Source organism: Saccharomonospora marina XMU15 (assembly GCF_000244955.1).
In the GTDB taxonomy this organism is placed as follows: Bacteria; Actinomycetota; Actinomycetes; order Mycobacteriales; family Pseudonocardiaceae; genus Saccharomonospora_A; species Saccharomonospora_A marina.
Genome location: NZ_CM001439.1, coordinates 443,672 through 468,245 on the forward strand (window position 1 = coordinate 443,672; position 24,574 = coordinate 468,245).

22 protein-coding genes and 1 tRNA gene are annotated in these 24,574 nt (G+C 64.0%); 13 read left to right on the forward strand and 10 right to left on the reverse strand.

The genetic code is table 11. The features are described 5' to 3' along the window. Positions 1-519, reverse strand: coding sequence for a hypothetical protein (locus SACMADRAFT_RS02005; protein WP_232285527.1), 519 nt, complete (start codon positions 517-519; stop codon positions 1-3). Positions 520-664: 145 nt separating this feature from the next. Here SACMADRAFT_RS02005 and SACMADRAFT_RS02010 point away from each other — a divergent pair, with 145 nt between their 5' ends. The 6 genes from SACMADRAFT_RS02010 (at position 665) to SACMADRAFT_RS02030 (ending at position 9,543) form a co-directional block, all read left to right on the forward strand. Then, a complete protein-coding gene (locus tag SACMADRAFT_RS02010) occupies positions 665-889 on the forward strand; it encodes a helix-turn-helix transcriptional regulator (RefSeq protein WP_009152106.1) in 225 nt (74 codons plus the stop codon). A 187-nt stretch (positions 890-1,076) separates the two neighbouring features. After that, the gene (locus tag SACMADRAFT_RS02015) at positions 1,077-1,424 is read left to right on the forward strand and encodes a hypothetical protein (RefSeq protein WP_050998050.1); all 348 of its coding nucleotides are present in this window, start codon (positions 1,077-1,079) and stop codon (positions 1,422-1,424) included. Next, entirely contained in the window at positions 1,421-2,974 is a 1,554-nt protein-coding gene (locus SACMADRAFT_RS02020) for a relaxase/mobilization nuclease domain-containing protein (protein ID WP_009152108.1), read from the forward strand. The genes SACMADRAFT_RS02015 and SACMADRAFT_RS02020 overlap by 4 nt, the downstream gene beginning before the upstream one ends. Positions 2,975-3,041: 67 nt before the next feature. Then, positions 3,042-6,545 carry a DEAD/DEAH box helicase family protein gene (locus SACMADRAFT_RS02025; RefSeq protein ID WP_009152109.1) on the forward strand — a complete coding sequence of 1,168 codons (3,504 nt, stop codon included), beginning with the start codon at positions 3,042-3,044 and terminating at the stop codon, positions 6,543-6,545. Continuing rightward, positions 6,542-8,008 (forward strand): restriction endonuclease subunit S, encoded by a 1,467-nt coding sequence (locus SACMADRAFT_RS28885; RefSeq protein ID WP_009152110.1) that lies wholly within the window; start codon positions 6,542-6,544, stop codon positions 8,006-8,008. The genes SACMADRAFT_RS02025 and SACMADRAFT_RS28885 overlap by 4 nt, the downstream gene beginning before the upstream one ends. Further along, positions 8,005-9,543 (forward strand): class I SAM-dependent DNA methyltransferase, encoded by a 1,539-nt coding sequence (locus tag SACMADRAFT_RS02030; RefSeq protein ID WP_009152111.1) that lies wholly within the window; start codon positions 8,005-8,007, stop codon positions 9,541-9,543. The genes SACMADRAFT_RS28885 and SACMADRAFT_RS02030 overlap by 4 nt, the downstream gene beginning before the upstream one ends. A gap of 14 nt (positions 9,544-9,557) precedes the next feature. On the opposite strand, the gene SACMADRAFT_RS02035 is transcribed toward SACMADRAFT_RS02030, so the two are convergent. Both SACMADRAFT_RS02035 and SACMADRAFT_RS02040 read right to left on the reverse strand, forming a co-directional pair. Beyond that, positions 9,558-10,283 carry a 5-formyltetrahydrofolate cyclo-ligase gene (locus SACMADRAFT_RS02035; RefSeq protein WP_009152112.1) on the reverse strand — a complete coding sequence of 242 codons (726 nt, stop codon included), beginning with the start codon at positions 10,281-10,283 and terminating at the stop codon, positions 9,558-9,560. A gap of 12 nt (positions 10,284-10,295) precedes the next feature. Beyond that, entirely contained in the window at positions 10,296-11,504 is a 1,209-nt protein-coding gene (locus tag SACMADRAFT_RS02040) for a helix-turn-helix domain-containing protein (RefSeq protein WP_332307222.1), read from the reverse strand. A 125-nt stretch (positions 11,505-11,629) separates the two neighbouring features. On the opposite strand from SACMADRAFT_RS02040, the gene SACMADRAFT_RS02045 reads away from it, so the two are divergent. From SACMADRAFT_RS02045 to SACMADRAFT_RS02065, 4 genes are all read left to right on the forward strand, one after another. Further along, a complete protein-coding gene (locus tag SACMADRAFT_RS02045) occupies positions 11,630-11,827 on the forward strand; it encodes a hypothetical protein (RefSeq protein WP_009152114.1) in 198 nt (65 codons plus the stop codon). 823 nt (positions 11,828-12,650) lie between these two features. After that, a complete protein-coding gene (locus SACMADRAFT_RS02055) occupies positions 12,651-13,697 on the forward strand; it encodes a Gfo/Idh/MocA family protein (protein ID WP_009152116.1) in 1,047 nt (348 codons plus the stop codon). Next, positions 13,698-14,954, forward strand: coding sequence for a DegT/DnrJ/EryC1/StrS family aminotransferase (locus tag SACMADRAFT_RS02060; RefSeq protein ID WP_009152117.1), 1,257 nt, complete (start codon positions 13,698-13,700; stop codon positions 14,952-14,954). It abuts the gene before it with no gap. Positions 14,955-14,960: 6 nt separating this feature from the next. Further along, positions 14,961-15,410, forward strand: coding sequence for an NUDIX hydrolase (locus tag SACMADRAFT_RS02065; protein WP_009152118.1), 450 nt, complete (start codon positions 14,961-14,963; stop codon positions 15,408-15,410). A 15-nt stretch (positions 15,411-15,425) separates the two neighbouring features. On the opposite strand, the gene SACMADRAFT_RS30710 is transcribed toward SACMADRAFT_RS02065, so the two are convergent. Together SACMADRAFT_RS30710 and SACMADRAFT_RS02075 are read right to left on the reverse strand one after the other, a co-directional pair. Continuing rightward, the gene (locus SACMADRAFT_RS30710) at positions 15,426-15,902 is read right to left on the reverse strand and encodes a hypothetical protein (RefSeq protein ID WP_232285528.1); all 477 of its coding nucleotides are present in this window, start codon (positions 15,900-15,902) and stop codon (positions 15,426-15,428) included. 305 nt (positions 15,903-16,207) lie between these two features. Continuing rightward, entirely contained in the window at positions 16,208-16,924 is a 717-nt protein-coding gene (locus SACMADRAFT_RS02075; protein WP_009152120.1) for a helix-turn-helix domain-containing protein, read from the reverse strand. Between the two features lie 185 nt (positions 16,925-17,109). Between SACMADRAFT_RS02075 and SACMADRAFT_RS29775 the strand changes: the two genes are divergently transcribed. Then, positions 17,110-17,187 (forward strand) — tRNA-Arg (locus SACMADRAFT_RS29775). A 132-nt stretch (positions 17,188-17,319) separates the two neighbouring features. Here SACMADRAFT_RS29775 and SACMADRAFT_RS02080 read toward each other — a convergent pair. Continuing rightward, positions 17,320-18,078, reverse strand: a complete 759-nt coding sequence (locus SACMADRAFT_RS02080; RefSeq protein WP_009152121.1) for a hypothetical protein — start codon at positions 18,076-18,078, stop codon at positions 17,320-17,322. 382 nt (positions 18,079-18,460) lie between these two features. Here SACMADRAFT_RS02080 and SACMADRAFT_RS02085 point away from each other — a divergent pair, with 382 nt between their 5' ends. Further along, positions 18,461-19,231 (forward strand): DUF5131 family protein, encoded by a 771-nt coding sequence (locus SACMADRAFT_RS02085; RefSeq protein ID WP_009152122.1) that lies wholly within the window; start codon positions 18,461-18,463, stop codon positions 19,229-19,231. Here the strand turns inward: SACMADRAFT_RS02085 and SACMADRAFT_RS29780 are convergent. The 3 genes from SACMADRAFT_RS29780 to SACMADRAFT_RS02095 form a co-directional block, all read right to left on the reverse strand. After that, a complete protein-coding gene (locus SACMADRAFT_RS29780) occupies positions 19,188-19,940 on the reverse strand; it encodes a hypothetical protein (protein ID WP_157617181.1) in 753 nt (250 codons plus the stop codon). The two genes, SACMADRAFT_RS02085 and SACMADRAFT_RS29780, sit on opposite strands and share 44 nt — an antisense overlap. A 228-nt stretch (positions 19,941-20,168) precedes the next feature. Beyond that, complete coding sequence (locus tag SACMADRAFT_RS29785; protein WP_157617182.1) at positions 20,169-20,426, reverse strand: class I SAM-dependent methyltransferase; 258 nt, start codon at positions 20,424-20,426, stop codon at positions 20,169-20,171. Between the two features lie 387 nt (positions 20,427-20,813). Continuing rightward, positions 20,814-21,692, reverse strand: a complete 879-nt coding sequence (locus SACMADRAFT_RS02095; protein ID WP_009152124.1) for a proline dehydrogenase family protein — start codon at positions 21,690-21,692, stop codon at positions 20,814-20,816. 137 nt (positions 21,693-21,829) lie between these two features. Here SACMADRAFT_RS02095 and SACMADRAFT_RS02100 point away from each other — a divergent pair, with 137 nt between their 5' ends. Continuing rightward, a complete protein-coding gene (locus SACMADRAFT_RS02100; RefSeq protein WP_009152125.1) occupies positions 21,830-22,807 on the forward strand; it encodes an NAD-dependent epimerase/dehydratase family protein in 978 nt (325 codons plus the stop codon). An 8-nt stretch (positions 22,808-22,815) separates the two neighbouring features. On the opposite strand, the gene SACMADRAFT_RS02105 is transcribed toward SACMADRAFT_RS02100, so the two are convergent. Next, positions 22,816-24,486: a hypothetical protein gene (locus SACMADRAFT_RS02105; protein ID WP_009152126.1), complete on the reverse strand. Its 1,671-nt coding sequence runs from the start codon at positions 24,484-24,486 to the stop codon at positions 22,816-22,818. Positions 24,487-24,574: the final 88 nt, after the last annotated feature.

Consider the following 24,574-nt stretch of genomic DNA (forward strand, 5'->3'; position numbering starts at 1 on the left):
TCATCCTTCCTGCTGCGGATCCGGCGTGGGCAGTAATCCCAGTTCGCGTGCACGACGCACGTACCGGGACGCCTGTGCGCGGGAGCGATTCATGGTGTGGGCGACGGCCATCGTCGGTGCCCTGCTGCCTGTCGCTACCGCCTCGAGGTAGACGCGTGCCGCCAGTTCGGCTTCCTCATCGACCTTCCGGCGGTGCCGGGGTTGGTCGGTCGGTTCCCTTGGCACGGTGGCTTCCGCGAGCGCTCTGCTCAGTAGCTGGTCTACGAGTACGCGCCGCAACACAGATGTGGTGATCGGTTCTTTTACGTTCGCGCGAATGGCCAGATCGACGACGACCGGCCGTAGGTCAGCGCCGACGAACACTTCGATCTCGACACTCGCCGGTGGCTGCTCCAACGCGAACGAAGCGGTGAAGCGCGTCGGTACGGCAGTGTCTGGACCAGTGGGCAGATAGCCGGTCGGGCTCAGTGGCTCTACGGAGACCCAGGCGATGCTGAAGTTTTTCGGCTGGCGCGGCATGCCGGGACGATACGGCTGGCGACTCTCTCGGACCAAAGCGCGAGACACCCTGGACACCTCCCCTCGTACATGGATGACACGGCAATGTCATTGACTGTATCGTAATTGGTGCCCGTTGGGGGACGAGGCGAATACAGGGGGAACCGTGGATACAGGGATTCAAGGCGCATCCAGTGCGCCAACGCTGGCAGAGATCAGGGACAACTGGCCGGCCAGCGTCGATGTGGCCAGGGCGGCGACCGCGTTCGGGATCTCCCGCAGCCACGCCTACGAGCTGGTGGCGAGGGGCGAGTTTCCCGCGAGGGTCATCAAGGTCGGTGGCCGATATCGAGTGATCACCGCATCGGTGATCGGTGTCCTCTCGGCATAGCGATGAAGCGGAGCAAGTTAGAGATCAGGACACCTGATCAACGCCGAGATGGTGGCCACACTTCTCCGCCCCGCTGCGTGGGCCATTCGGTCACGCGGTGCTGGCGGCCATCGTGTGGGGGTGGCCAGCCTTGACCGACTCACTACGAAAGCCACGGCGACAGCGAAGGGTTCCTGGCGGCGCGCCGGTGCGGATCAATGTGCGGACGACCGAGAAGGTCTACGCCCGCCTCGCCATGGCCGCTGCGACTGCACGGCTGTCGCTTCCCCGGTACTTGGTCGAGTCAGCTCTTCGGGAGCCAGCAGGCGGGTGGAGCTTGCGAGAGCAGCGGTGGTGGGTTGAACGACTCGATGCTGTCGAGACCCGGTTGATCAAGGTCGGTACAAACCTGAACCAGATGGCTGCTGCGACGAATGCCACCGGGGAGTTGTCGGGCGCTCTTGGCGTCGCGTTGCGCTACCTGGAAGCCACGCTCGATCGGCACCGGGAGCTTCTCGACGCGATCGATCCGTCTCGACAGCAACCGACCTTGTGATCGCGAAGGCCCCTGACCGCAGCAAGCGCGGCCACAACACCTACGGCTTGCTGCGCTACTTGTTCGGCAAGGGGAGATCGAACGAACACACGACTCCGCACCTGGTCGCAGCGTGGGATCCCGAATGGTTGGAGCACGGTGCATTCGCGGACGTGCTGGAGCGCCGTGGTGGCCTGGCGAAACTGGCCCGGGACATCGACGCCGCGATGGTCGGTCACGAGGTCCATCTCGAGACCGGCCACGTCTACCACGTCGCCTTGTCGGCGTCGCCAACCGATGGAGTTCTCGGCGACGACACCTGGCGCGAGCTGGCGACCGAGGCCGTTGCACATATGGGGTTCGGTCCGGATGCCGAAGGTGTGGGTGGGTGCCGCTGGGTGGCAGTTCACCATGGCTTGTCCGCCGAAGGCAACGATCACGTCCACTTGGTGGTCAACCTCGTGCGTGGCAACGGTGCTGTCGCCAACACGTACCGGGACTGGCCGCGTTGGCGTGTCTGGTGCCGCCAGGTCGAGGACCGTTTGGGTCTCACCCCCACAGCGCCGGCCGGAGAGGGGAGCCAGAAGGCCGCGACTCGACCGGAACTTGAACGTGCCGCCGCGCAAGGTGCAAGTACTGATCGTGAGCAACTGAGGAGGGTTGTTGCCGAGGTGGCTGTCGAGGCGATGACCGAGATCGATTTCGTCAACCTCCTCCGGCATCGCGGCGTGCTGGTCGCTCCGCGTGTCGTCGACAGCAAGGTCGTGGGATACCGAGTGGCGCTGGCGCCGCGTAGCGAGCACAGCAAGCCGGTGTGGTTCGCAGGCTCGTCCTTGCGGCGGGACTTGTCGCTGCCTCGGTTGCGGCTACGTTGGGAGACCGCCAATCTCCCAGCGCAGTTCGCCGCCGAGATATGGCGGGGTGAGTTCGATGCGGGGTTCACCCCAGAGACACCGCGTCGTGTGACCTGGCGGCAAGTAAGGCGAGACCTGGAACGAGCGCAAGGCGCGCTCAGCCACGAGCTTGAGGGAGCTGACCCGGTCAATTGGCACCGAGCTGCCGGGTTCACCGCCGAAGTTGTCGCGGCCCTCGCCCACGTGGACCCTAGCTCCGAGCGCCTATGTCTGGTCACGAAGCAGCTGACAAGTGCTGCCCAGTTGCCACACGGCAGCCCGAAGCTGCGGGAGTTGACCGGTGTGGCGCTTCCGCTGCTGGCTAAGGCAGCACGCTTGGCCGCGGTATCGCGGGATCCGGCACCAGCCATGTTGGTGGCACTTGTCGTGCTGGTCTACGCCATAGCGGTGACCTTGGAGCATCACGCGGAACGGCACGGCATCCGCCGAGCCGCACAACACCAGATCAGTGCTGTAGTCCGTGAGTTGCACGGCCATCCTGCCGTCGTCGAATGTCGGGAGCGAGCAGCAGACCAGGCACGTTCCCGAACATCGGGACAGCAGCCGCCGGTGGCCATTACGCGAAGTGGTCAGCGGCTGCAGCGCGGACCGATCCGCGAGCGCCCCGTCAGGGGCAATCAATTCAGCAGCGACTGGCTACGCATCGTGCGCCGATGATCACGTTCTAGTGTCTCCTGGAGTAGGATGCCGACGGCTGTCATGAGGCTGCGCATGGGGGGATTTCATGTCGTCGGACCAGAGGATCCGCGAGCTGGCCGCTGCCGCGCCGAACTTCGGTTATCTCCTGGTACATGACCCCTTGTTGGTCATGTACGGCGCGATGGCCGAGCAACTCGTGTTCGAAGACCCGAACACCTCGATGGTGAAATGCCGCCAGTTCGGTGAAGCACTCACCGCGCTGGCGTTCGCGCAGTTCGGGATCCCAGGTATGCCGGACAAGCAGCACCAGCGCCTGAAAACCCTTGCTGACCAGGGTTTCTTGAACGAACGGGTCCGGTCGTGGTTCGACGCAGTGCGCAAGATCGGCAATAAAGCCAACCACGAAGGCTTCGCAGCGCAGAAGGAAGCGCTACTGCTGGTACGGGCGTCATATGAGCTAGGCGCGTGGTTCCACCGGACCGTCAGTGGTCATCACGACGCGCCACCGTTCGTGCCGCCGCAGCCGCGTGAGAAGCAGACCCCCACGTCCGCCGCTGAGGCCGAAGCGCTCGGTGAGCTGCAGAAACTTCTTGACGCCCAGCGTGCCGAACTCGCTGAAATGCGTTTGAAGCTGGACGAGCATCAGGAGTTGCGCGCTGCCGAGGTAGCCGCACAACGCCAGGCGAACGAAGAGATTCGGCAGGCCATGCAGGCACAGGCCGGCATGGCAGAGCTGATCAAGGAACTCGCGAAGAAAGTTGACGGTCTTCAGCGTCGACTGACAGATAAGGCTTCGCAGGCCGAACCGATCAGCCCCTCTCAACGGGACGACTATGTCGAGCGCTCCAAGACAGCCAGCCGTCCACGTCTCAACGAGATGCAGACTCGTCGGCTCATCGATCGAATGCTCACCGATGCTGGCTGGGCGGTCCAGGACCGGCATGAGACGAATGTGCATGCTGCGCAGGGGGTCGCGGTCCGGGAAGTCCCCACGGGGAAAGGCCGTGCTGACTACCTGCTCTATGTTGACGCCAAGCTTGTCGGGGTGGTGGAAGCCAAACGCGAGGGCACCAGCCTGGGCGGGGTGGACCAGCAAAGTGCCCGGTACGCCACGAATCTTGACGCGGGTCAGCGGCTCGCCGCTTGGCGGACGCCGTTGCCGTTTCGCTATGAGTCGACCGGTGTGGAGACGAGGTTCACCAATGCGATGGACCCGATCGTGCGGCCGCGCCGGGTGTTCTCGTTCCACCAGCCGTCCACGATCGCACGGTGGATGCGGGAAGCCGAGTCTGACGACAGCGCCCCAACGTACCGGTGCCGCATACGACGCATGCCTGAGCTCATCAAGGACGGCCTGCGGAACGCGCAGATCGAGGCAATCGAAGGGTTGGAGGAGTCACTGGCCGACGATCGGCCTCGCTCACTGATCCAGATGGCTACTGGTGCGGGGAAAACCTACACCATGGTCACGGAGACGTATCGGTTGTTGCGGCACGCAGGTGCGCACAGGGTGCTGTTTCTCGTCGATCGCAACAACCTCGGTCGTCAGGCACAGAGTGAGTTCGACAACTACCGAACGCCCGACGACGGCACGCCGTTTTCCGAGTTGTACAACGTGCAACGTCTGCGCAGCGATGTCGTGCTCAGCTCTACGAAGGTGGTCATCAGCACCGTGCAGCGGCTTTACGCCTTGCTGCGTGGGGAAGAATTGACTGACGACGAGGAGCCGTACGACTTCGAGCCCGATGATGCCGTAGAGCTGGATTACAACGCCGCGGTGCCGCCGGAGACCTTCGATCTGGTGATCGTGGATGAATGTCATCGTTCGATCTATGGCAAATGGCGTGCCGTGTTGGAGTACTTCGACGCGCACCTGGTCGGGCTGACGGCAACACCAGTGCCGCAGACGTTCGGGTTCTTCAACGAGAACCTTGTCAGCCAGTACACATACCGACAGGCCGTCGCTGACGGCGTGAACGTCGACTACGACATTATGCGCATCCGTACCGAGGTCGGCGAGCACGGCGGATCCATCCCGGCCAACGTGCCCATTCGTATCGTGGACCTACACACGAAGAAGGTGCGCTACGAACCGTTGGACACCAACCTGGACTACAACGCCGACGCCATCGGCCGCACAGTGATGAATCTGAGCCAGATCCGCACGGTGATCCAGCAGTTCCACGACCACTGGTCGCAGTACTTTGAGCAACGCACACACGTGCCCAAAACGTTGATTTTCGCGAAGACTGACCAGCATGCCGATGAGATCGTGCAGATCGTGCGAGAGATTTTCGGCGGTGACAGCACGTTCTGTGCGAAGGTGACCTACCGCGCCGACAACCCAGAGCAGCTGATCTCTGACTTCCGCAATGACCCGGCGTTTCGAATCGCCGTCACCGTGGACATGATCGCCACCGGTACGGACATCAAGCCGCTGGAGTGCGTGTTGTTCCTGCGGGGCGTGTCCAGTGCGACGTACTTTGAGCAGATGAAGGGCCGGGGTGCGCGCACGGTCGACGTGGACGAGTTCCAGCGCGTCACACCGGATGCCCGGGCAAAAGAGAAGTTCCTGCTTGTCGATCCGGTCGGAGTCACGGACTCACCGCTGGTGGACGCGAAGCCGCTACAGCCGGCCAGCCAGCGCCAGGTCAGTCTGGAGAAGCTCTTGAACAAGGCCGCGAGCCAGGGCATCAACGCCGAGGAAGCCGCCGCGTTGGCATCGCGGTTGGGCAGGCTCGATCGGGACATTACGCACGCCGAACGGGAGGAGCTCACCGACCTCGCCGACGGTCAGTCGTTGCGCAACCTCGTGCAGGGCATCGAGCGTGCGACCGACGAGGACGCCCAGGAACGCGCGTTCCAGTCCGGTGGCGAGCAGGCGCAGCGGGAGCTGGTACTTGCCGCTGTCCGGACGCTAGCCGAGCGCCCGGAACTGCGGAAACGCATTTTGGATATCCGTCGAAACTACGACATGCCCTACGACCCTGGCATCGACAAGCCCATCTCTGTCGAGGCGCGGCGCATGGACGAAGACACCGCGCGGCATACCGTCGATGATTGGCGCCAGTACATGGCTGACAACGCCGACGAGATCGCTGCTTTCCGGGTAGCGTTCAGCGATCCTCGCCGAGAGCCGAACGAGCTGTACAGGATGCTCAAGAAGCTGGCCGCGAAGATCGAAGCGCCGCCCCATCGATGGACGCCTGCTCGCCTGTGGCAAGCCTACAAGAACCTCGGGATCGCCAAGGGGAATGGGAGCCGCAAGGACGTCCCGCACCTCATGGCCATCCTGCAGTTCGAGCTGGGGTTGGACTCTGAGCTTCGGCCACCGCTTGCCAAGGTCGAGGAAAACCTTGCTAACTGGCTTGCGCGCCAAGAACAGGCAGGTGCTGTCTTCACCGTCGACCAACGCTGGTGGCTTGACAAGATCGCCGTGACCATCGCCAACCGCCTCATCGTCAGCCCCGAGGATCTCAACACGGTACCGTTCACCAAGCGCGGAGGCGTCGACGGCTTCATCCGAGACTTCGGCGACGACCACGCTGAGGATTTATTGGCCGACCTGAACAGGAATCTTCCCGCATGAGCGACTTGCCACCAGGCTGGGAATGGGCCAGTTTTGCGGAGACATGCAAGATCGTGTCGGGAGCGACCCCTAAGACAGGAGTAGCCGAATATTGGGGCGGGCCCATTGCGTGGCTTACGCCGGATGATCTCGCCAAGAATCCAGCTACAGTAACATTCCGAGGGCGGCGGTCTCTCACAGAAGAGGGCTACAACTCCTGTTCAACTACCCTCGTGCCGCCGGGCTCTGTTCTCTATAGCTCTCGAGCGCCAATTGGGTACGTGACAATAGCAGGAGGTGAGATATGCACCAACCAGGGCTTCAAAAGTTTGGTTCCGCCGCCTGAGATTGACCCCAAGTACTTGTATTGGTACTTGATCTATCAGACCCCTGCAATACGTGATCGGGCGAGTGGTACGACCTTCAAAGAGATCTCTGCAAAAGAGTTCGCACGTACCAAAATTCCATTACCGCCACTAGCGGAGCAACGGCGCATCGTCGCCGCCCTTGAGGGCCATCTCTCCCGTCTGGACATTGGTGAACAGGCATTGTCGAAGGTCCAAGTTATGAAAGGGCGGCTAGGCCGCAGCATCGCGGTATCAGCGATTCGGGGAGATCTTGCGGAGCCGAGCGCGACGGATACTCCCTTGCGCAATTATCTCGATTCGATTGCTGAAGTTCGACAACGTCGGGCGACAGGTCGCCGGAGGAAGTCAGTCACAGCGATTAAGGTTGCTCATATTTCTATTCCGGATCGGTGGGAATTTCTCCCCCTAGATTCGCTCTCATTGCAGATACAATACGGCACCTCCGCCAAGGCGACGTCGGATATCGACGAATCTTCAATCCCGGTTATCCGCATGGGTAACATTCAGGATGGGGTAGTTACAAGAGGGCCCCTCAAGTATCTTCCGGTTGACCATCCGGACGTATCAAAGTTGCTTCTGCGTGACGGCGATATCCTGTTTAATCGCACGAATAGTTTTGAGTTGGTCGGTAAATCGGCGGTTTATCGGGAGTCGTACGGGCGTGCTGTTTTCGCTTCGTATCTAATTCGTTGTCAACTTGTTCCGATGGTCAACCCGGACTGGGTTGCGCTTGTTATAAATAGCCCATTTGGTCGCGCATATATTGAATCGGTTGCTAGTCAGCAAGTGGGTCAAGCAAACGTCAATGGGACAAAATTAGCAGCAATGCCCATTCCATTGCCTCCGCCGGAAGAGCAAGATCGGATCATGGGGGCAGTAAACCGACTCGCCGAAAGTGCAGAAGTTGGCCTGGCGTCGATCGATACTGTGCGAATTTCTGCTGGGAACCTTCGTCGGTCGTTGCTCGCCGATGCTTTCGCTGGGCGACTGGTAGCGCAAGACTTATCCGACGAACCGGCTTCCGCTTTGCTGGAGCGGGTCCGTAATGAACAATCGGCAGCATCGAAACCTAAGCGAGCCAGGCGAAATAAGATGGAGCAGGAGGCGCTGCTGTGACTATCCCAAAGACGGCTGCCGAGGCTAAACAGCTTGTCGACAAGCTGTGGAGCTACTGTCACGTGCTGCGCCATGATGGCGTTTCGACGATCGACTATGTCGATCAGCTCACGCTTCTCCTGTTCCTCAAAATGGCGCAAGAGCGTGCGGAGCGGAAGGCTTTCGGTGGCGGCAAGGAGATCGTCCCCAAGCACCTGAGTTGGCAGACGCTCGTGGATTCGGACGCCGACGAGCTGCGCCACACCTACGAAAACATTCTCGAACAACTCGGCAAGAAGCCGGACACCGCGCTCGGGCTTATCTACCACGGTGCGGAGAGCAAGATCCGCAACGCTGCCACCCTCAAGAGGTTGGTCGTGGACCTGATTGACTCCGTGAACTGGTCCGGAACGGGCGTGGATATCAAGGGTGATGCATACGAGGCGCTATTGGAGAAAGGCGCTGAGGACATCAAGTCCGGTGCCGGCCAGTACTTCACTCCCCGCTCCCTCATCGACGTGATCGTGCGATGCGTGAAGCCGCGCCCGGACGACACCATCGTCGACCCCGCTTGTGGCACCGGTGGCTTTCTACTTTCCGCGCACGATTACATCCAGCGGGAACACGGTGAGACTCTCACCAAGGAAGAAGCCCAGCACCTGCGCAATGGGGGTATTTCCGGCGTCGAGCTTGTGCACGGTACGGCCCGGCTCGCGCAGATGAACCTGCTGCTCCACGGCATCGGTGAGGCAGGTGGCAAGGCGTTGATCGATGTCCGGGACGCGCTGGCGAGGCCGCCAAGGGCTGACGAACGCGCGAGCCTGGTGCTGGCAAATCCGCCGTTTGGTCGAAAGTCCGGGTTCACCAGTATCGACGAGTTCGGCAAGGTCACCCGCGAAGACGTCAGCTACGACCGCAGCGACTTCTGGGTCACCACCAGCAACAAACAGCTCAACTTCGTCCAGCACATCGCGAAGCTGCTCACCGTGGACGGCCGCGCCGCGGTCGTTGTGCCTGACAACGTGCTGTTCGAAGGCGGTGCTGGCGAGACGCTGCGCCGGAAGTTGCTCAAGGAATGTGACGTACACACCCTGCTGCGGCTACCCACTGGCATCTTCTACGCGGGCGGGGTCAAGGCGAACGTGTTGTTCTTCGACGCCAAGCGTGCACGCCCCGAGAAGCCGTGGACGGACAAGCTGTGGGTGTACGACTTCCGCACCGGCGAGCACTTCACGTTGCGGCAGAACAAGCTCCAGGCGCACCACCTCGACGACTTCGTGCGGTGCTACAAGCCTGATGACCGGCACAACCGCACCGAGACTGAGCGGTTCAAAGCGTTTACCCACGATGAACTGGTTGCCCGCGACAAGGCGAACCTCGACATCACGTGGTTACGTGATCCGGATCTCGACGATGGAGAGAACCTCCAGCCGCCCGAGGTCATCGCGCAGGAAATCGTCGATGACCTGCAAGCCGCGCTCACCGAGTTCGCCTCCGTCGCCGAAGCCCTTCAACTCGCCAAAGCCGAGCGAGAAGGCCAGGTGGAGGACGACTGAGACCGGTCCGACGCTCAGACGTTGCTCTGTTGGCGCAAGCGCGCCGCGAGTGCGGGAATCGCGGCGATCTTCTCCGCCGGGAGGTCGTCCCAGAGCAGGCCGCTCGGTCGTCGCGGTTCGTCGCACCTGATCACGGTTGTGGGGGTCACGATGATGTCCACGCTGAAGTCGTGCCTGGTTTCGGGTAGGTCGTCGTCGATGACCTGCAGGTCGTGCACGGTGGTCACGATCGTCGTCTCGGGTCCAATCAGCCCGGCTTCCTGGAGGAATGCGACCTCGATGTCGGAGTATCCGGCTCCTTTGCCGAGGCGCACGCCGTGGCGGTTCACGGCGACGCTTCCGCACACGATGAGGTCCACCGGACGCATACTGTCCACGTCGACGGCCTGACCGACCTTGGCCGCGGCTCCCTTGTCGGCGGCCTCGGCGGGCGAGACGGGCAAGGTGTCCGGATCGAGCAGGTAGAAGGGCCTCGGCTCGGCGAGCTTCGGCACCGCCATGTAGACCAGCTTGCCTTCGTCGAGAGCGCGGGCGCGCACCGGCTGTTGCGCTGTGTCAGGCACCGCTTTGACGATCTTGGCGGACTGCCATTCCGGCAGCTCCGCGAGCCTGTCGGCGGCTTCGTCCGCGCCGAAGAAGGCGGGAATCCGGCCGTGCACACCAGCCGGTGCGGCACGGTGTTCCTCCAGCAGCGCCCACACGTGCTCGCGGACAGCTCGTTTCTTCTCATCCACGGTCATCGCCGCTGCTCCTCACGCCGTCATCAGGGTCATCACCCGGTCGTACACGTCCTGGACCAGGTCCACGTTCCGCCATGGTCGGAGTTCCCGGCAAGCACTGAAGACGATGTTCAGCCCGCCCCCGCCCCGCGTTGCCTCGACGACATCCACGGCCCGATGCAACGCACCCACCGCCTCATCGAGGCGGCGTTGCCGGAGGTACGCGAGAGCAAGGTTGCCGAGGACGATGGCCTGGGACTTCGAGCGGTCGCGGAGCTGGTGAGCGGTCGTTTCCAGGATCGGCTGAGCGAGTTTCGGTTTGCCGAGGAAGAGGTAGCAAGATCCGGCGAGTCTCCCCGGCTGTGTTGGGGAGAACAGGTTGAGCGCCGCGTCGGCCTCGCCGATCCGCTCAATCCGGGAGTCAGCGTCCCTGAGCGCCCGTTCGCAGTCGCGTTGACGGCCGAGCATCGCGTAGGCCTCCGCTGTGTGCAGCAGCGCGAGTCCCGCAAGCACGTGGCTGCTCCCCGCTACCACTTCGGTTGTTCGCATGGTGAGCTGGAGCCCGGTCTCAGGAGCTCTTTCGCCGTAGAGCGCCACGAAGCTCTTCCGTAGGAGCGCGCGGCCTTCCGCTGTCGGGTCCCGAAGCCGCTGCGCGGCCGTGATCGCCTGGTCGAAGTAGTCGTGTGCGGTCGCGTGGTCCCGGCGCTGGGACGCGTCCCAGACGAGTTGCCCCATGAGCGTGGCGGCCTCGGCCTCGACGGCGAGGAGCTCGTGTCGAACCCGGTGGTTCGACACGTTGGCCCGCAGAAACGCGACCTGGCCGAGACAGTGTCCTGTGCGTGCGAGAAGCGACGTTGACGGCGCGCTATCGTAACGCTCGTCGAGGTCGTGTACCTCGTCTCTGAGGTCGGCTACGGTCCGAAGGTCCGCGGCTGCTGGGTTCCGCAGCGAGTAGTCGACGCGGTCATTGGTCGCCGGCTCGTCGTCACCTGCCAGCAGCTCTTCGAGCTGTTCCGGTGACACCTGCAGGCACTGCGCCAGTTTCGGCCGTAACCAAGGTTGTGGCCCCTCTTCGGTCTCGCCGCTTTCCCACCGCCGAATCGTCTTGGGGTCCACTCCCAATCGTTCGGCGAGAGACTCTTGGCTGAACCCTTGCGATTTGCGTCGCTTCGCGAGTCGACGCCGTCTGGTCGCCACGTCCACCTCCCCCGCCGATGTTGGTGTGTCGTCCCCGGTCAGCACACCCAATGTCCGGTTCTTGTCCGGAAATTGTCCGGAGCACGCCCTGTGCTGGCCTGATTACGGCCGGTTGTATCAGAGCCTACGGCCGTCCACGGTCGCTCGACAACGGTGACAGGAGGCGCCCCGTGACCAGCCAGAACTCTCACCGCTCCGAGGTGGTTCATGATTCCCTCCGCGTGTTCCTCGACGATCTCGCCACACGTGCGGCCGTCGTTCTCAGCGAGCACATCGACGCCGGAAACCACTGCGCGGCATGTGGGCTGACGTGGCCGTGCTCCCGTGCCGTGTTGGCCGATCACAACCTCGAGATGGCTCACCCGTGACTCCATCAAGCCGGCAGGACCGGCGACGCCAGTACCCCGACGCTCGTCGCCGGTCCTGCCTCCCAGGCGAATTGGACTTCCAGCCCAAAACCGGGTCCCTTGGAGGCTCGCTCGGCCCGCCCAGAAGCAGAACGCCAAGCGCAGAGGCGTCGATATCGGAGGACGGGCTCCTCCTTGTTGCTGGTCCGAGTGCGATCTCGTGCGCACAGCTTCTCGTGCAGGCACACGCCCGGGACTGGCGGCTCGACCAGCGTTGTGCGAACACCGCCAGCGGTGTCGTGGGTGAGTTCGTTGCGCACTCCATCGCGGCGATGGGTACCGCCGATCCAGGTTCGTCCCACGGCGGCGAGCCCGCACGGTCCGGACTGATAGCCGTTCGGTTGCGTCTCATGGCACGGTCGCTGGTTGTCCAAGTCTGGGACAACCACGAATCGGCGCCGACGTCACTCTCCGAAAATCCCTTCCAGGCTGACATCGAGGACTGGGGCTACGACCTACCCCGTCCTGGTCGACGCGTTGTCTGGTGCGCCATCACCAGGCGGAACAGGGGCATCGACGACACGGTGCGACTGTCTCCGGTGCTACCGCGCCGTGAACGGAAGAGGTATCCGGAACCGCGCGTTCTGATCAATCCACTGCGTGACATCAGGTTGCTGCAACGTGTTCTCGACGGACTTCGCTCGCTCGACCGAAGCGCTGGGAAGGAAACGAATGCCGACCACCTCAGAAGGGCGGGATAACTCTGGAAAGGCAACCGTTGTTCGGCCGTCGACCATGGTTCGCGTTCTCTGGGAGAAAGTGTTCGCGAGAGGGAAAACCATACATGAGTGACTTGTTGCGACTTCCGCTCGCCACCAAGGGAGACCGGTCGAGAAGTGCTACGAAACTTCGAGCAGCTGTGGTCGGGCTCGGCAAGCAAGCTCTTGAGGACCATGTACCGGGCCTGCTGGGTTCGGACGCGGCGGAGCTGGTCGCGATCTGCGACGAGAACGACGCGGTCCTGCGCGAGCAGCAGTACAGGCTCCAGGTCAACGGCTACGCCAACGTGGAGGCGATGTTCGACGCTGAACAGCTCGACTTCGTCGTCGTGTGTGTCCCGCACGATGCGGGACGGCAGATCATCGAGGCCGCGGCCGGCCGAGGAATTCATGTGCTCAAGGAAAAGCCCTTCGCAACGACCTTGTCCGAGGCCAAGGAGCTCGCGAAGGAATGTGAGCGCGCCGGCATTCATCTCATGGTGACGCTTCAGCGGCGGTTCAATCCCATCTATACGAGCTTCCACCAACTCGCGGACCAGATCGGCACCCCGTTCGTGGTCGATGCGGCGTACACACTGCACATCGCCGACCCGTCCGAAGGTTGGCGCGGCCATGTCAACCGAGCGGGCGGCGGGTGCGTGATCGACATGGGCTACCACCTGGTCGACATGCTGCTGTGGTACTTCGGCCTCCCCGACCGAATCCTCGCGGACATGTCGATCAACGCGCGTCCGGACCGTGACTACGACGCCGAGGACACCGCTCTCATCCACTTCTCCTACGACAGCGGCCTCTACGGATCACTCCTGCTGTCCCGGTTCATCGGGCCGAAGACCGAACAGATCAGGCTCGTCGGCTCGAAAGGGATCGTGCACCTCGAACGCGGACGTATCCAGCGGCTCACCAACGACGGCGAGGTCGTGGAGTCACTGGCACGCGAGCAAGCGTGGCCATCGGCGGCCGTGTCCCAGGTCAACCACTTCTGCCGTGTCGTGGAAGGGCTGCGACCGAACGTCAGCGGCCCTCGCGAAAACCTCGCCCACCTGAGCTTCATCCAGGGCTGTTACGAGTCCGCCCGCACCCGAACCCACGTGAACCCGAAGGAGCTGTGAGTGAAGACGCTTGCCGTCAACGGTGGCACACCGGTGATCACGGAGCCGGGACCCCATTTCACCTGGCCGCCGATCACCCCGCACACCACCAAGGCAGTACTCGACCAGTTGGAGACCTCCGTCTCCATCTACGACCGCTCAGGCGTCATCGCCGAGCTGGAGGACGCGCTCAAGGACTACTTCGGCGTGCGCCATGCGGTACTCACCAGCTCCGGGACCGCGGCGATCCACTCGGCCTACGCGGCCGCTTACGTCGAGCCCGGCGACGAAGTGATCGTCCCCGCCTACACGTTCCTCGCCACTGCGACGCCACTGCTGCACCTGGGCGCGATTCCCGTACTCGCCGACAGCGACGAGACGGGCAACGTCTCGGTGGCGGATGTCGAGGAGCGCATCACCGACAAGACGACAGCGATCATGGCAACCCACCTCTGGGGCCTTCCCGCGGTGGTCGACCAGCTGCGCCAGTTGGCGGACGAACACGGCCTGCTCTTTCTTGAGGATGCCTCCCACGCTCACGGCGCGACCGTGGCGGACCGGAAGGTCGGCACGTTCGGTCACATCGCCGCCTTCTCGATGAACGGGCCGAAACCCCTCTCCGCCGGTGAGGGCGGCTTCGCGCTGACGGATGACGACGAGCTGTTCTACCGCCTGCTTCTGCACGGCCACTACAACAAGCGATGCCGCACCGAGATCCCCACCCAGCATCTGGCCCACCGCTATGCGGTCACCGGTATGGGGCTCAAGTTTCGTATCCATCCGCTCGCCGCGAGCATCGCCCTCGACCAGCTCGCCAACCTCGACGAGTACCTGACCGGCCGGCAATGCATCGCCGACTACCTCTGCCGCGAGCTGGCTCAGCTCCCCGGCCTTGCTGTACCTGCTGTACCCGCGGATACGCGGCCCGCTTGGTACGGACTGCCGCTGACCTACGTACCCGACGAGCTCGGCGGCCTCTCGATCGAGCGCTTCCACCAGGCGCTGCTCGTCGAGGGCCTCGGGGAGATCGACCGGCCCGGCTCGACGTGTCCGTTGAACCTGCTGCCGCTGTTCCAGGACCCGGATCACATGTTGCCTGGCTACCGGCACGCCAACCGTGTCGCCTACCGCCCGGGCCAGTTCCCGGTGGCGGAGCAGGTCTGGCGGCACACGCTGAAGCTTCCGGTCTGGCACCGGGAGGAGGACCTTCCCCTCGTCGACCGCTACCTCGAGGGAATCCGCAAAGTAATCGACAACCACGAAGAGCTACTAGGGTAGGCCAGCATGATCGATGCTTCCGTGCTCGAAGAACTCACCGCTGAAGCCGCGAACGACGGGGTGCAGCAACTCGTTGTGGGGGCCATCGTGCGGGCGGATGACAAGGTGTTGCTGCTCAAGCGTCCGGCGGACGACTTCATGGGCGGGATCTACGAGTTGCCGAGCGGCAAGGTCGAAGGGGAGGAGACGCTTGACGCCGCGCTGATCCGAGAGGTGGCCGAGGAGACCGGTCTGACGGTGACCGACATCGTCGCCTACCTGGGCAGTTTCGACTACACCTCCGGCAGTGGGAAGAAGAGCCGCCAGTTCAACTTCGCCGTCAGCGTGGCCAGGTCCGAGCCGGTTCGCCTGACCGAACACGACTTGTATCTGTGGGCCTCACTCGACGAACAGCCCCCGGTGACGGACGCGGTCAAAGAGATCGTCCAAACCTACCGAGGGCTGCACCAGGTGTGACCGGTAAGTACGTGGTCACGGGTGTTCATCAGCTGGACAAGAGCGTGGAAACTCCGGATAATTCTCTCGCTCCGACGTCTCAACCTGGACCGCTTCGCCAGACGTGGCGTCTTGTTTCACCAGTGACGCCAGACCGCTCGCCAATCCGAGTACGAGCAGGGGTACGCACGCCACGACCGTGGTGACCGGCCACGGTGCGGTGGTGGTGCCTGCAGCGTCCATGACGTGGCTGGCGACTTGTGCGCCGCCACCGACGACGAGGCTCGCTGTGAAGGTGCGGCGAGCGAATGTGCGGGTACGCGCGGTGAGTCGGTCGGAGGCGAGTAGCACCCTGAGCGCGTAGGCGGAGTAGAACTCCACGGACAGCGGTAGCACGACCGCGGTGTTCACGGTGAGCCCGGATCCGATGCCCGGTAGGAGGTTGATCGGGCCGAAGCCGGTCAGTTCGCCAAGCCGGACCCAGCCACCCCAGATGGCGACAGCCGCGGCCAAGCCGATGACGGCCAGGGGCCAGGGACGGGGGAGACGAGCGCCTCGGACAGCGGGTGCAGCCTTGTGCAGTGAGGCCGGTCGACCGGTGCTTTCCGGACTTCCGTCAGCGGTTGGTTCGGTTGGCGACAGGCTGGCGGCGGTGTTGTTCTCGCTGGCTGTCAGCGTCGCCAGCGCCTTCCGGACGGCGTAATCGGTGGCGCCAGTCAACCGCACCAACGCAGGGCGTCCCGGCCGTGGCCGACCGGCTCGGCGGGCTGTTTCGATCGCTTGGCGCACCTGAACGACCAGCGCATCATCTGTCGTGGTCACCGGCGGCCTCCCTGTGGCTTGCCTACCGGCGACTCGTGTCGCGGATCAGCGGTCTTCTCGCCTCCGCTGGCGGAATTCTCGCTGCTGACGGAGGGGTCGCCGACGTTTTTGGCTGGATGGCATCGAGGACAGCGGACCGACCTGGTTCGGTCGGCATCCAGCCAGACGACACGGGCGCTCACCGGGTCGGAGTCGCGGCCGTCGCACTGCCCGCAGACGGGGCCGACGGTGCCCTGCGCGGCGCGCTTGCCCGCGGGACGGTTCTTGTCACGGTTAAGGACGGTTCGGGGGCAATCTCTGCCCCTCGTCGTGCGGCTCTTTGCCCCTCGTGCCTGCTGTGTTTGCCCCTCGTGCTGGTCATCAGGGGGCAAGTTCTGCCCCTCGTCGGGAGGGTTGTCCACAGGTTGCCGGATGATCAGGTCGTAATTGTTGGGACGTCGGTCCGCCCGCTTGAGGTATGCGGCGACGATCTCCTGGTCGGCTGAGCGCCGGATGAGGCCGAGTTCTTCCAGCGCGCGCAGGGCGTAGCGCACCGAGCGCTCGGAGAGCCGGGTGTAGCGCATCAACCTGTTCAGTGATGGGAAGGCGTTGCGGCCGTCCGGGTCCGCGTGGTTGGCGAGCCCCACCAGGACTATCGCCAGACTGGACGCGTCTCGGCGGTTGGTGGGGATCGGAGCGATGTTGAGTGCCCAGTTGATGGCTTCGATGCTCACCAGGCCACCGCCTCGAAGAGGACGTGCAGCGGATGGTTGAAGAGGTCGTGCGGGCTGCGGATGGGCTCGGTCATCGGCGCCTCCGTTCAAACATCCCGTCTCACACCTGTCTCACGGACTGGCTGGACGGGGCTGGATGGGAGGCCTTGACCCGGACTACCCACAGGAAGCTGACCTGCGGAAACGCGCTCGACGGACGTCGCGGGAAGATTCCTTCGCGACTACGGATCAGAAGGTTTGGGGTTCGAATCCCTACGGGCGCGCAGCGAAGAAACCGCCTCTGAGCAGGCGGTTTTCTTCTTTACGGGCCCGGGAAGCGGTTGACAGGCCCGCACGGGCGGACCAGACGGTGGCCAGCGTGCCTTGTAAGCGAATGCTGAAGCTGCCAGTCGTGGTCATGACGGTGTGAAGGTGATCGCGGCGAGGGTTTTGTCGTCGGACACTTTCGAGCGTGGGTAGTGGTGGCCGTTCGGGTCGGTTGTGGTTTCCCAGTCGGCGCAGCGTTTCAGTAGTTCCTTGAGGTCGGTTGTGTCGAGTTGGGCGATGTGGTGCCAGTTGTCGAGTCCGAGGTGGGTTATTGGCCCGTAGGCTCCGTCGGTGGCGAGCACGGCCCAGGTGATGTCCGTGGTGGCGATGGTGTTGGTGTAGGCGTGGTGTGCCGCTGCTGGGTTGGTTTCGGCGATCCAGTAGCCGCCTGGCTGGTTGCGTTGTTGTCGTTGCTGCTGTTGCAGGCGCTGGAGTAGCTCGCGGTGTGCGGCGTCGTAGCCGTGTCCGTCGGCGAGGCGCTGTCGGTACTGGTGGTGTTCGGGGATGCCGAGTTCGGCGATGCGAGCGTCGGTGAGTGTGCGTGTCGTCTGCTCGTTGCCGTAGTAGATGGTGCTGTCGCCCAGTGCGTAGAGGTCGACGACGTCGTTGCGTGCTCGCGCGATGCTGATGGTGCTGGAGGGTGAGCCGCCTGCCGTGAGCTGTAGCGCGTCGGCGGTTGCGGTGATCGCCTCGGCGACGACCTTTGCGAGGTCCCGAGTGGGGGCCGCTTGGAGTGCGGCGGCGAGGTGGGTGCCGAGTGTTTCGACGTAGTGGTCGGTGCGTACCTCGACGGGAACGAAAGCGCTGGCTCCGTCGAGTACGATCGCGGCGTGATCGGTGGCGTACACGCGATCTTGGCTGTGTTCCGGGTCCGGCCATTGAGCGCGAGTTACCTGCATCAGTCACCAACGGTACGGCCCCGCGACCGCCTCGCTGCCCGTGAAAGTCGTTTCGTCCTCGGCGAAAGCGCGGCGGTACCACCGTACTGAAGTCGCCGTCGCCGATCCTTCGTGAACAACTCCTGCTGTCGCCAAGCGCCCCGCAGGACCGTGGACGCGATCGAAGCCGGGTTCGGACTTGCTCGCCGTGCAGGGTTGATCGGGCTGCATCGGGGGTGGTGTGCGTGGCGCGTTCACTTGTTCGAACGGGCGCACTAGTGTGGGGCGCGATGCGATCCCACCACGCCCAACCGCATCAGGGACGAATTTCGACATGGTGGAGGCAGCAGCGATGAGTGATCGATCGGGCATTGAGTGGACCGAGACGACCTGGAACCCTACGACCGGGTGTGATCGGGTCTCGGCGGGTTGCGATCACTGCTACGCCCTCACTTTGGCCAAGCGTTTGAAGGCGATGGGGTCGGCCAAGTACCAGACCGATGGAGATCCGCGCACCAGCGGTCCCGGTTTCGGAGTGGCCACTCACGAGGCCGCGTTGGCCGAGCCGTATCGGTGGCGGGCCCCGCGGTTGGTGTTCGTCAACTCCATGAGCGACCTCTTCCACGCCCGGGTTCCCGTTGACTTCATCCGCCGCGTGTTCGCGGTGATGCGCGAGACCCCGCAGCACACCTACCAGGTGTTGACCAAGCGCACCCGCCGGCTTCGGCGCCTGGCGCCGTCGCTGGAGTGGCCGGCGAACCTGTGGATTGGTACGTCGGTCGAGAACGACGAGGTCGCCTACCGGATTGATGAGCTCCGTACTGTGCCTGCTGCCGTCCGGTTCCTGTCCTGCGAACCGCTACTCGGGCCGCTACCCAATCTCGACCTGGACGGAATCGGCTGGGTCATCGTCGGCGGTGAATCCGGCGCCCAGGCCCGCCCCATCGACCCGGGCTGGGTGCGTGGCCTTCGCGACCAGTGTCAACGCGCCGACGTGTCGTTCTTCTTCAAACAGTGGGGCGGCCGCACCCCCAAAGCCGGCGGGCGCGAACTCGACGGCCGCACCTGGGACGACATGCCTATCCGGCGAGGCTCGGCGGTTGCCGAGCCGATAATGGTCTGAACATTTTGTCCCGGTAGAAGTGTCGTCCTTTGCCATCGTGATTGACGTGGCCAGCCGAATGCAGACGCTTGACCGCCTCGCGGGCGTGGCGAGCGCGGGCGCCGGTGCCCAGTACCCCATCGAACACCTCGGGCACGCGCTCCCCGAGGATTAGCGGCCTATGCTCGTCCAGCAGGCTGTCGATGTTGTCCGCGAGCTTGTTCACCCACGCTTCGTGTTGCGCCCGTTCGTATGCCCCACGATCGAAATTCCATGCTCCGTGGGTCGAAAAGAGAGCCAGGGTCCCGTCGGCTCCTTCCTTTTCCGCCTCGGCTCGCTGCCAAGCTTCCTCCCAATCCAATCCTGCTTGGCCGATGCAATCGGCGAACAGCCATGCCCCATCTTGGTGCACGGTGAAGAGCGTCAGAACGAAGATTGGCGCGTGCCATGGCCTTCGGCGGACCGGCATGCTGACCGTGTAGTAGCCAGTTTCTTGGCCGACCTGCTGTGCATAGGTCTGCGCGACTCGCAGTGCAGTAGCCGCAGGCCGTTCACCGTGCTTGTGCCCATCTGGCTCGCCCGTTGGATCTACGGCCGCAGCCTCGAACCCTTGTCTCCACCAGCGTTCTCCAAGGAACTGGTCGAGCTGGCTGGCAAGTGCTTCGTCCTGGGGACTCAGCGGCTGTCTGCCACGTTTTGCCTTGGTCAATCGCGACCCGAAGTTCCACACGGACCGAACTGACACGTGGATGAGCACGTCGGTAGGTAGTCGCGCCCTTCTCCGTTCCCGCAGGAGAGAGGTGAGTCTGTTGCGGCTCAGAGCTGGCCCAAACGGATCAAAGAAGGCGAAGAGAGCGTTGCGGCGGGAGGCGTCGACGATTCGTCCGAGGTGTTCGTCAATGTCTCCCTGAAGCGCTATGTAGGGTTGTCCCGCGCACTTTTCGGCGAGGACACGTTGTTAACGAGCGAAGGTTGATTGGTCTTTCTCGACAAAAATTGCCTCGATCTGCCGTTTGGCCGCAACGCTACGCGCAGCCTCGGCAAGAACGAGCGGGGATCCCGGTGTGTCGTCGTCGTAGCATCCGGCACCTGCGTATCCGTCAAGAAAAGTAACCGGTGTCCTCGTGCCTGCCTTCATGGCAAATGCTCGGCAATACCGCTTGAGCAAGCCATGTTTGACAACTGCCGGTGCCTGCCGCGCATCGAAGAACGCCATGGCCGCGAGCCCTCCCCGTCACCAGAGCTCACACCAGCTTGGAACCCGTCCCCTATCGGTGTCTACCTGCACTGGAGGGAATAGCGTGAGAAGAATGCTACTCTCCGTGAAGCCTCAGGCGGCGGTCGAGGCCTGCTGTATTCGCTCAAGAGTGGAGCGCTCCGCGTTCCAGCGCTTACTTCCGTGTCCGGCCGCAGGGCAGTCGGTGGCGGAGCAGGTCTGGTACCGGGAGGAGCCCCTCTGCGACCGCTGCCTCGCGGAATTCGCAAAGTAATCTAAGGGCTACACCGGGCGTAATCGCTGATCACGGGATGCTCATAGAATGCCCGGAGCGCGGAGAAGCAGGTTTGCCGACCCTGCCACCGAACGGATCTCCGGCGTCGCCGATCAAGCGCCTCGGGACTCCGCGACTCGGCGCATCCAGTAGCGGAACCAGTTGCCGCCGAAGGGAACGTACACGCGAACCGGTACGTCGCGGGCGACGAGGTCGGTCACCACGTCCGGGCGCACTCCCAGCAGTTGCTCGACCGGCAACGGCCCGTGCGCGGCGAGTAGAGCCTCGCGGAGGACACCGTCGTGGGTGGCCAGCGCGAACGGTGCTTTGGCCTCCACCAACTGGTGGGCCAGGCGCAGGAAGGCGACATCGGTGGGCTCGCCGTACGGCAGGGCGCGGTCGCGTGCCTCGACGTAGGCGCCTTTGACCAGCCGGATGTGCACGCCGGCGTCCTGCAGCCGCCGCATGTCTTCCGGCGTGCGATGCAGGTTCGCCTGTGCGGTGGCGCCGAGCCGGTCGGCCAGTCCCTTGCCCGCGACGGCGAGCACGCACGACAGCACAGCGTCGGCGCGAGCATGGTCCTCGGCGCCCACCTGGATGCGCCTGCCCTCCGGAAGTGCTCCCGCGATCGCAGCCAGATAGTCGGCGCAGCGTGCCGGGTCGATGTCGAGCCCGAGGTGGGAAAGGTCGAGCGCCAGCCAGGCGTCCTCGGGCAGGTGGGCGAGTTCCGCCGCCAGTTCCACGTAGTCGTCGGCGACGCGCTCGGCGACCGTCGGGCGGCTGACCAGTTCGCCGAACTGATCGATGCTGCTGGCCACACCGCGGGCGTGCAGATCCCGAACCTGCCGGACGGCATCGCCCAACGACGTGCCCGCGACGTAACGCGACGCAGCTCGCCACGCCATTTCCTGCCCTCGCGGTACGGACCGCACGATCCGCTCGAAGCGGTTACTGGTGGCCAGCCGGAACAGGATCTCGCGGTCGATCGACATGGCCACATCCTGGCAGATTCGAAGTCGCCGTGATCGAATTCGCTTGGTGCTCGACGCGCTCCGACGATGCCGTCGTCAAGGGGATCGCGCCACAATTGCGTTGTTTCCGGCGCCGCGCGGCTGTTTTGATCGCGGCCATGGAGCGGTATCTGGTTACGGGCAGTTCGGGTCACCTCGGTGAGGCGCTGGTACGCACCTTGCGCGCGCGGGAGCTGGACGTCGTCGGCCTCGACGTCATCGAATCGCCGTTCACGACGGTGGTGGGCTCCATCGCTGACCCGGAAGTCGTGCGCAGAGCGATGGACGGGGTCACCCACGTGCTGCACACCGCCACCCTGCACAAACCTCATGTCGGGTCCCACGCGCGGCAGGAGTTCGTGGACACCAACGTCTCCGGCACACTGACCCTGCTGGAAGAGGCCGCGGCCGCCGGTGTCGGCAGCGTCGTGTTCACCAGCAGCACCAGCGCCTTCGGTCGTGCCCTGACCCCGGGCGCCGGGCAACCAGCGGCGTGGATAACGGAAGACGTTCGCCCGGTGGTCCGAAACATCTACGGTGCCACGAAGATCGCCGCCGAGGAGCTGTGTGAACTGCTCGCACGCGACCTCGGCATCCCGGTGGTCGTCTTGCGGACGTCGCGGTTCTTTCCGGAGCGCGACGATCGCGACGACGTTCGCGCGGCGTACGACGACACCAACCTGAAGGTCAACGAGTTCCTCTACCGCCGCGTCGACCTCGCCGACGTCGTCGACGCCCACCTGCTCGCGGCCGCCCGCGCGCCGGGGCTCGGATTCGCCAGATACATCATCAGCGCCACCACCCCGTTCACTTCCACGGATCTCCCCGAACTCGCCGTGGACGCCCCCGCGGTGGTGGCGCGACTGTTCCCCGAGATCGCCGAGGACTACCGGCGCTGGGGATGGCGCATGTTTCCCACACTGGATCGGGTCTATGTCAACGATCTGGCCAGGCGGGATCTGGGTTGGGCGCCCGCGTATGACTTCCGAGCCGTCGTGGAACTCGTGCGTGCCAACGGAAAGCCACGCAGCCCACTCGCGGCGACGGTCGGCGCCAAGGGATATCACGCCACCCCGACCGGCGTGTACACGGCATGAGTCCGATCTCAGTTTCGGGTGATCGTTCGACTGATGCCGGTTGCCACCGTGGTGGCGAGAACCCATCCCATGATGGTGAGTAGGTAGGCCAACCATTGGGTTGTCCCGCTCGGTGTGAAGGCATTCTGCTGCCCCAGCTTCAACACCGGCACGATTACGTCGAGTGCGTAGAAGAAGGCGTTGAAACGGGTGCCGTTCTGCACCTGGGACGGCGGGTCGAGCCAGAACAAAGCCGTGCCGACCGCGAGCAGGGTGAGCAGCCACAGCGCCGCACGGCCTGGCAGGTATCCGTAGCCGACCGTCCAATCCTGCAGCAATCCCCATGCCTTGGCCGCAACGGACAGGGTCTTGCGGCGACGCCGCTGCTTGGCCAACAGAACTCGCCGCGCGTCGGCGTCGTGTCCCAGTCGACGGTAGGTGGTGGCGAGCTGCTCATACGGCAGCGGGCGGTAGCCATCCGGTTGCCTGGCCAGCCACTTCAGCCGGTCAGGGACGCTCAGCAAGGGGTCCAGTGCGTCGTAGACCGAACCGTCCAGCTGCACCGTTCCCGAGATGGACGACACGTCGTCGCGCAACAGCCCGAATCGGGCGTAGCGCAGGTCGATGTCCCCGGTGATTTCCTTGGCGGGCAGCAGTTCGAAAACATTGACGTGACTGCCGATGAGACGAAGTCCCCCGTCAGCGACGAACCCCTCGTCGCAGCGCAGTCCGCGCTCCACCACCAGGCTGCCCCCGTCAACCGCGTGGCCTCCGGCGTTGTTGAGGTGTGCGCCGGAAAGCACGAAGTCGCCCGCGATATGGGCCCCCAGCAGGCGGAACTCGGCGTTGGCTGTCAAGTTCGCGCAGTAGAGGTTCTGGTCCACCCGTAGGTTGTCGGCGATCACAGCCGGGCCGTCCGGGTTGTCGAGGTGCGCGCCGGACAGGTTGAGCCGGCCGTGAACGTGGGCTTGGACGAACCTGATGGCGCCGTCGACGCGGCACCCCTCGACGAGGTTGCAGTCGTCCTGAATCGTGGTCCGGCTGGCTTCGAGTGCGTCGCGTTCCCGGCTGGTCACTCGCGCGTCCAGCATGTGCAAGCCACCGCCGATCCGCGCCCCGACGAGATATATCCCGCCCGCGGCTTCGAAGTGCGCGCAGTAGATGCTGTGGTCGATCACCATGCGTGCCGCGTGCAGCGCATAGCCGTTGGATGCTCCCAGTCGCGCGTAGTTGAGCAAGAGGATGCCGGCGAGTTGCGCGCCCGCGAGCCTGATACCGGCAGGTATTTCGCAGTGGCGAAGCACCAGGTCGCCGTCGATGCGAGCCTGCCTGGCATGCAGGCCGGGCAAGCTCGACCCGGAGAAGTCCAGGCGCCGCGTCCGCGCGTTGGCGACCGTGACCTCCTGATCGAAGTGGCACTCGGTCAACTCGAGTGTGACGTCGATTTCGGCGTCGGTGAGGTCCAAGGGGCCCACGATGCGGGCACCCGTGAGGCTGAGCCGGGCTACCTGGCCGGGTTCGGCTGCTCGCCCTTCCAGCAGCAGTGTCTTCAGCACACTGGCACGGACGGTGCGCTCCGGCCCCCAGAACTGGCCACCTTTAGGCGTGTCCTTCTCTTGCTCGCCGGTGCGCAGATCCACCGGCATGCCGACTCCGAAGGCATCCCACACTCGCTGTTCGGCCTCGGACAGTTCTGCCACGTGTATCCCGTCTCCCGGTTCGCCACGACCGGGTAGATCATCTACCAGGGCCTGACCACTCGGTAGGAGGCACCATGGCCCGGTCCGC

Bases quoted from the DNA above. Each gene is read 5' to 3' on its own strand.
- SACMADRAFT_RS02005 (WP_232285527.1), bottom strand. From the start codon at position 519: ATGCCGCGCCAGCCGAAAAACTTCAGCATCGCCTGGGTCTCCGTAGAG.
- SACMADRAFT_RS02100 (WP_009152125.1), top strand. From the start codon at position 21,830: ATGGAGCGGTATCTGGTTACGGGCAGTTCGGGTCACCTCGGTGAGGCG.
- SACMADRAFT_RS28885 (WP_009152110.1), top strand. From the start codon at position 6,542: ATGAGCGACTTGCCACCAGGCTGGGAATGGGCCAGTTTTGCGGAGACA.
- SACMADRAFT_RS02025 (WP_009152109.1), top strand. From the start codon at position 3,042: ATGTCGTCGGACCAGAGGATCCGCGAGCTGGCCGCTGCCGCGCCGAAC.
- SACMADRAFT_RS02095 (WP_009152124.1), bottom strand. From the start codon at position 21,692: ATGTCGATCGACCGCGAGATCCTGTTCCGGCTGGCCACCAGTAACCGC.
- SACMADRAFT_RS02035 (WP_009152112.1), bottom strand. From the start codon at position 10,283: ATGACCGTGGATGAGAAGAAACGAGCTGTCCGCGAGCACGTGTGGGCG.
- SACMADRAFT_RS02085 (WP_009152122.1), top strand. From the start codon at position 18,461: ATGAGTGATCGATCGGGCATTGAGTGGACCGAGACGACCTGGAACCCT.
- SACMADRAFT_RS02065 (WP_009152118.1), top strand. From the start codon at position 14,961: ATGATCGATGCTTCCGTGCTCGAAGAACTCACCGCTGAAGCCGCGAAC.
- SACMADRAFT_RS02055 (WP_009152116.1), top strand. From the start codon at position 12,651: ATGAGTGACTTGTTGCGACTTCCGCTCGCCACCAAGGGAGACCGGTCG.
- SACMADRAFT_RS29785 (WP_157617182.1), bottom strand. From the start codon at position 20,426: ATGGCGTTCTTCGATGCGCGGCAGGCACCGGCAGTTGTCAAACATGGC.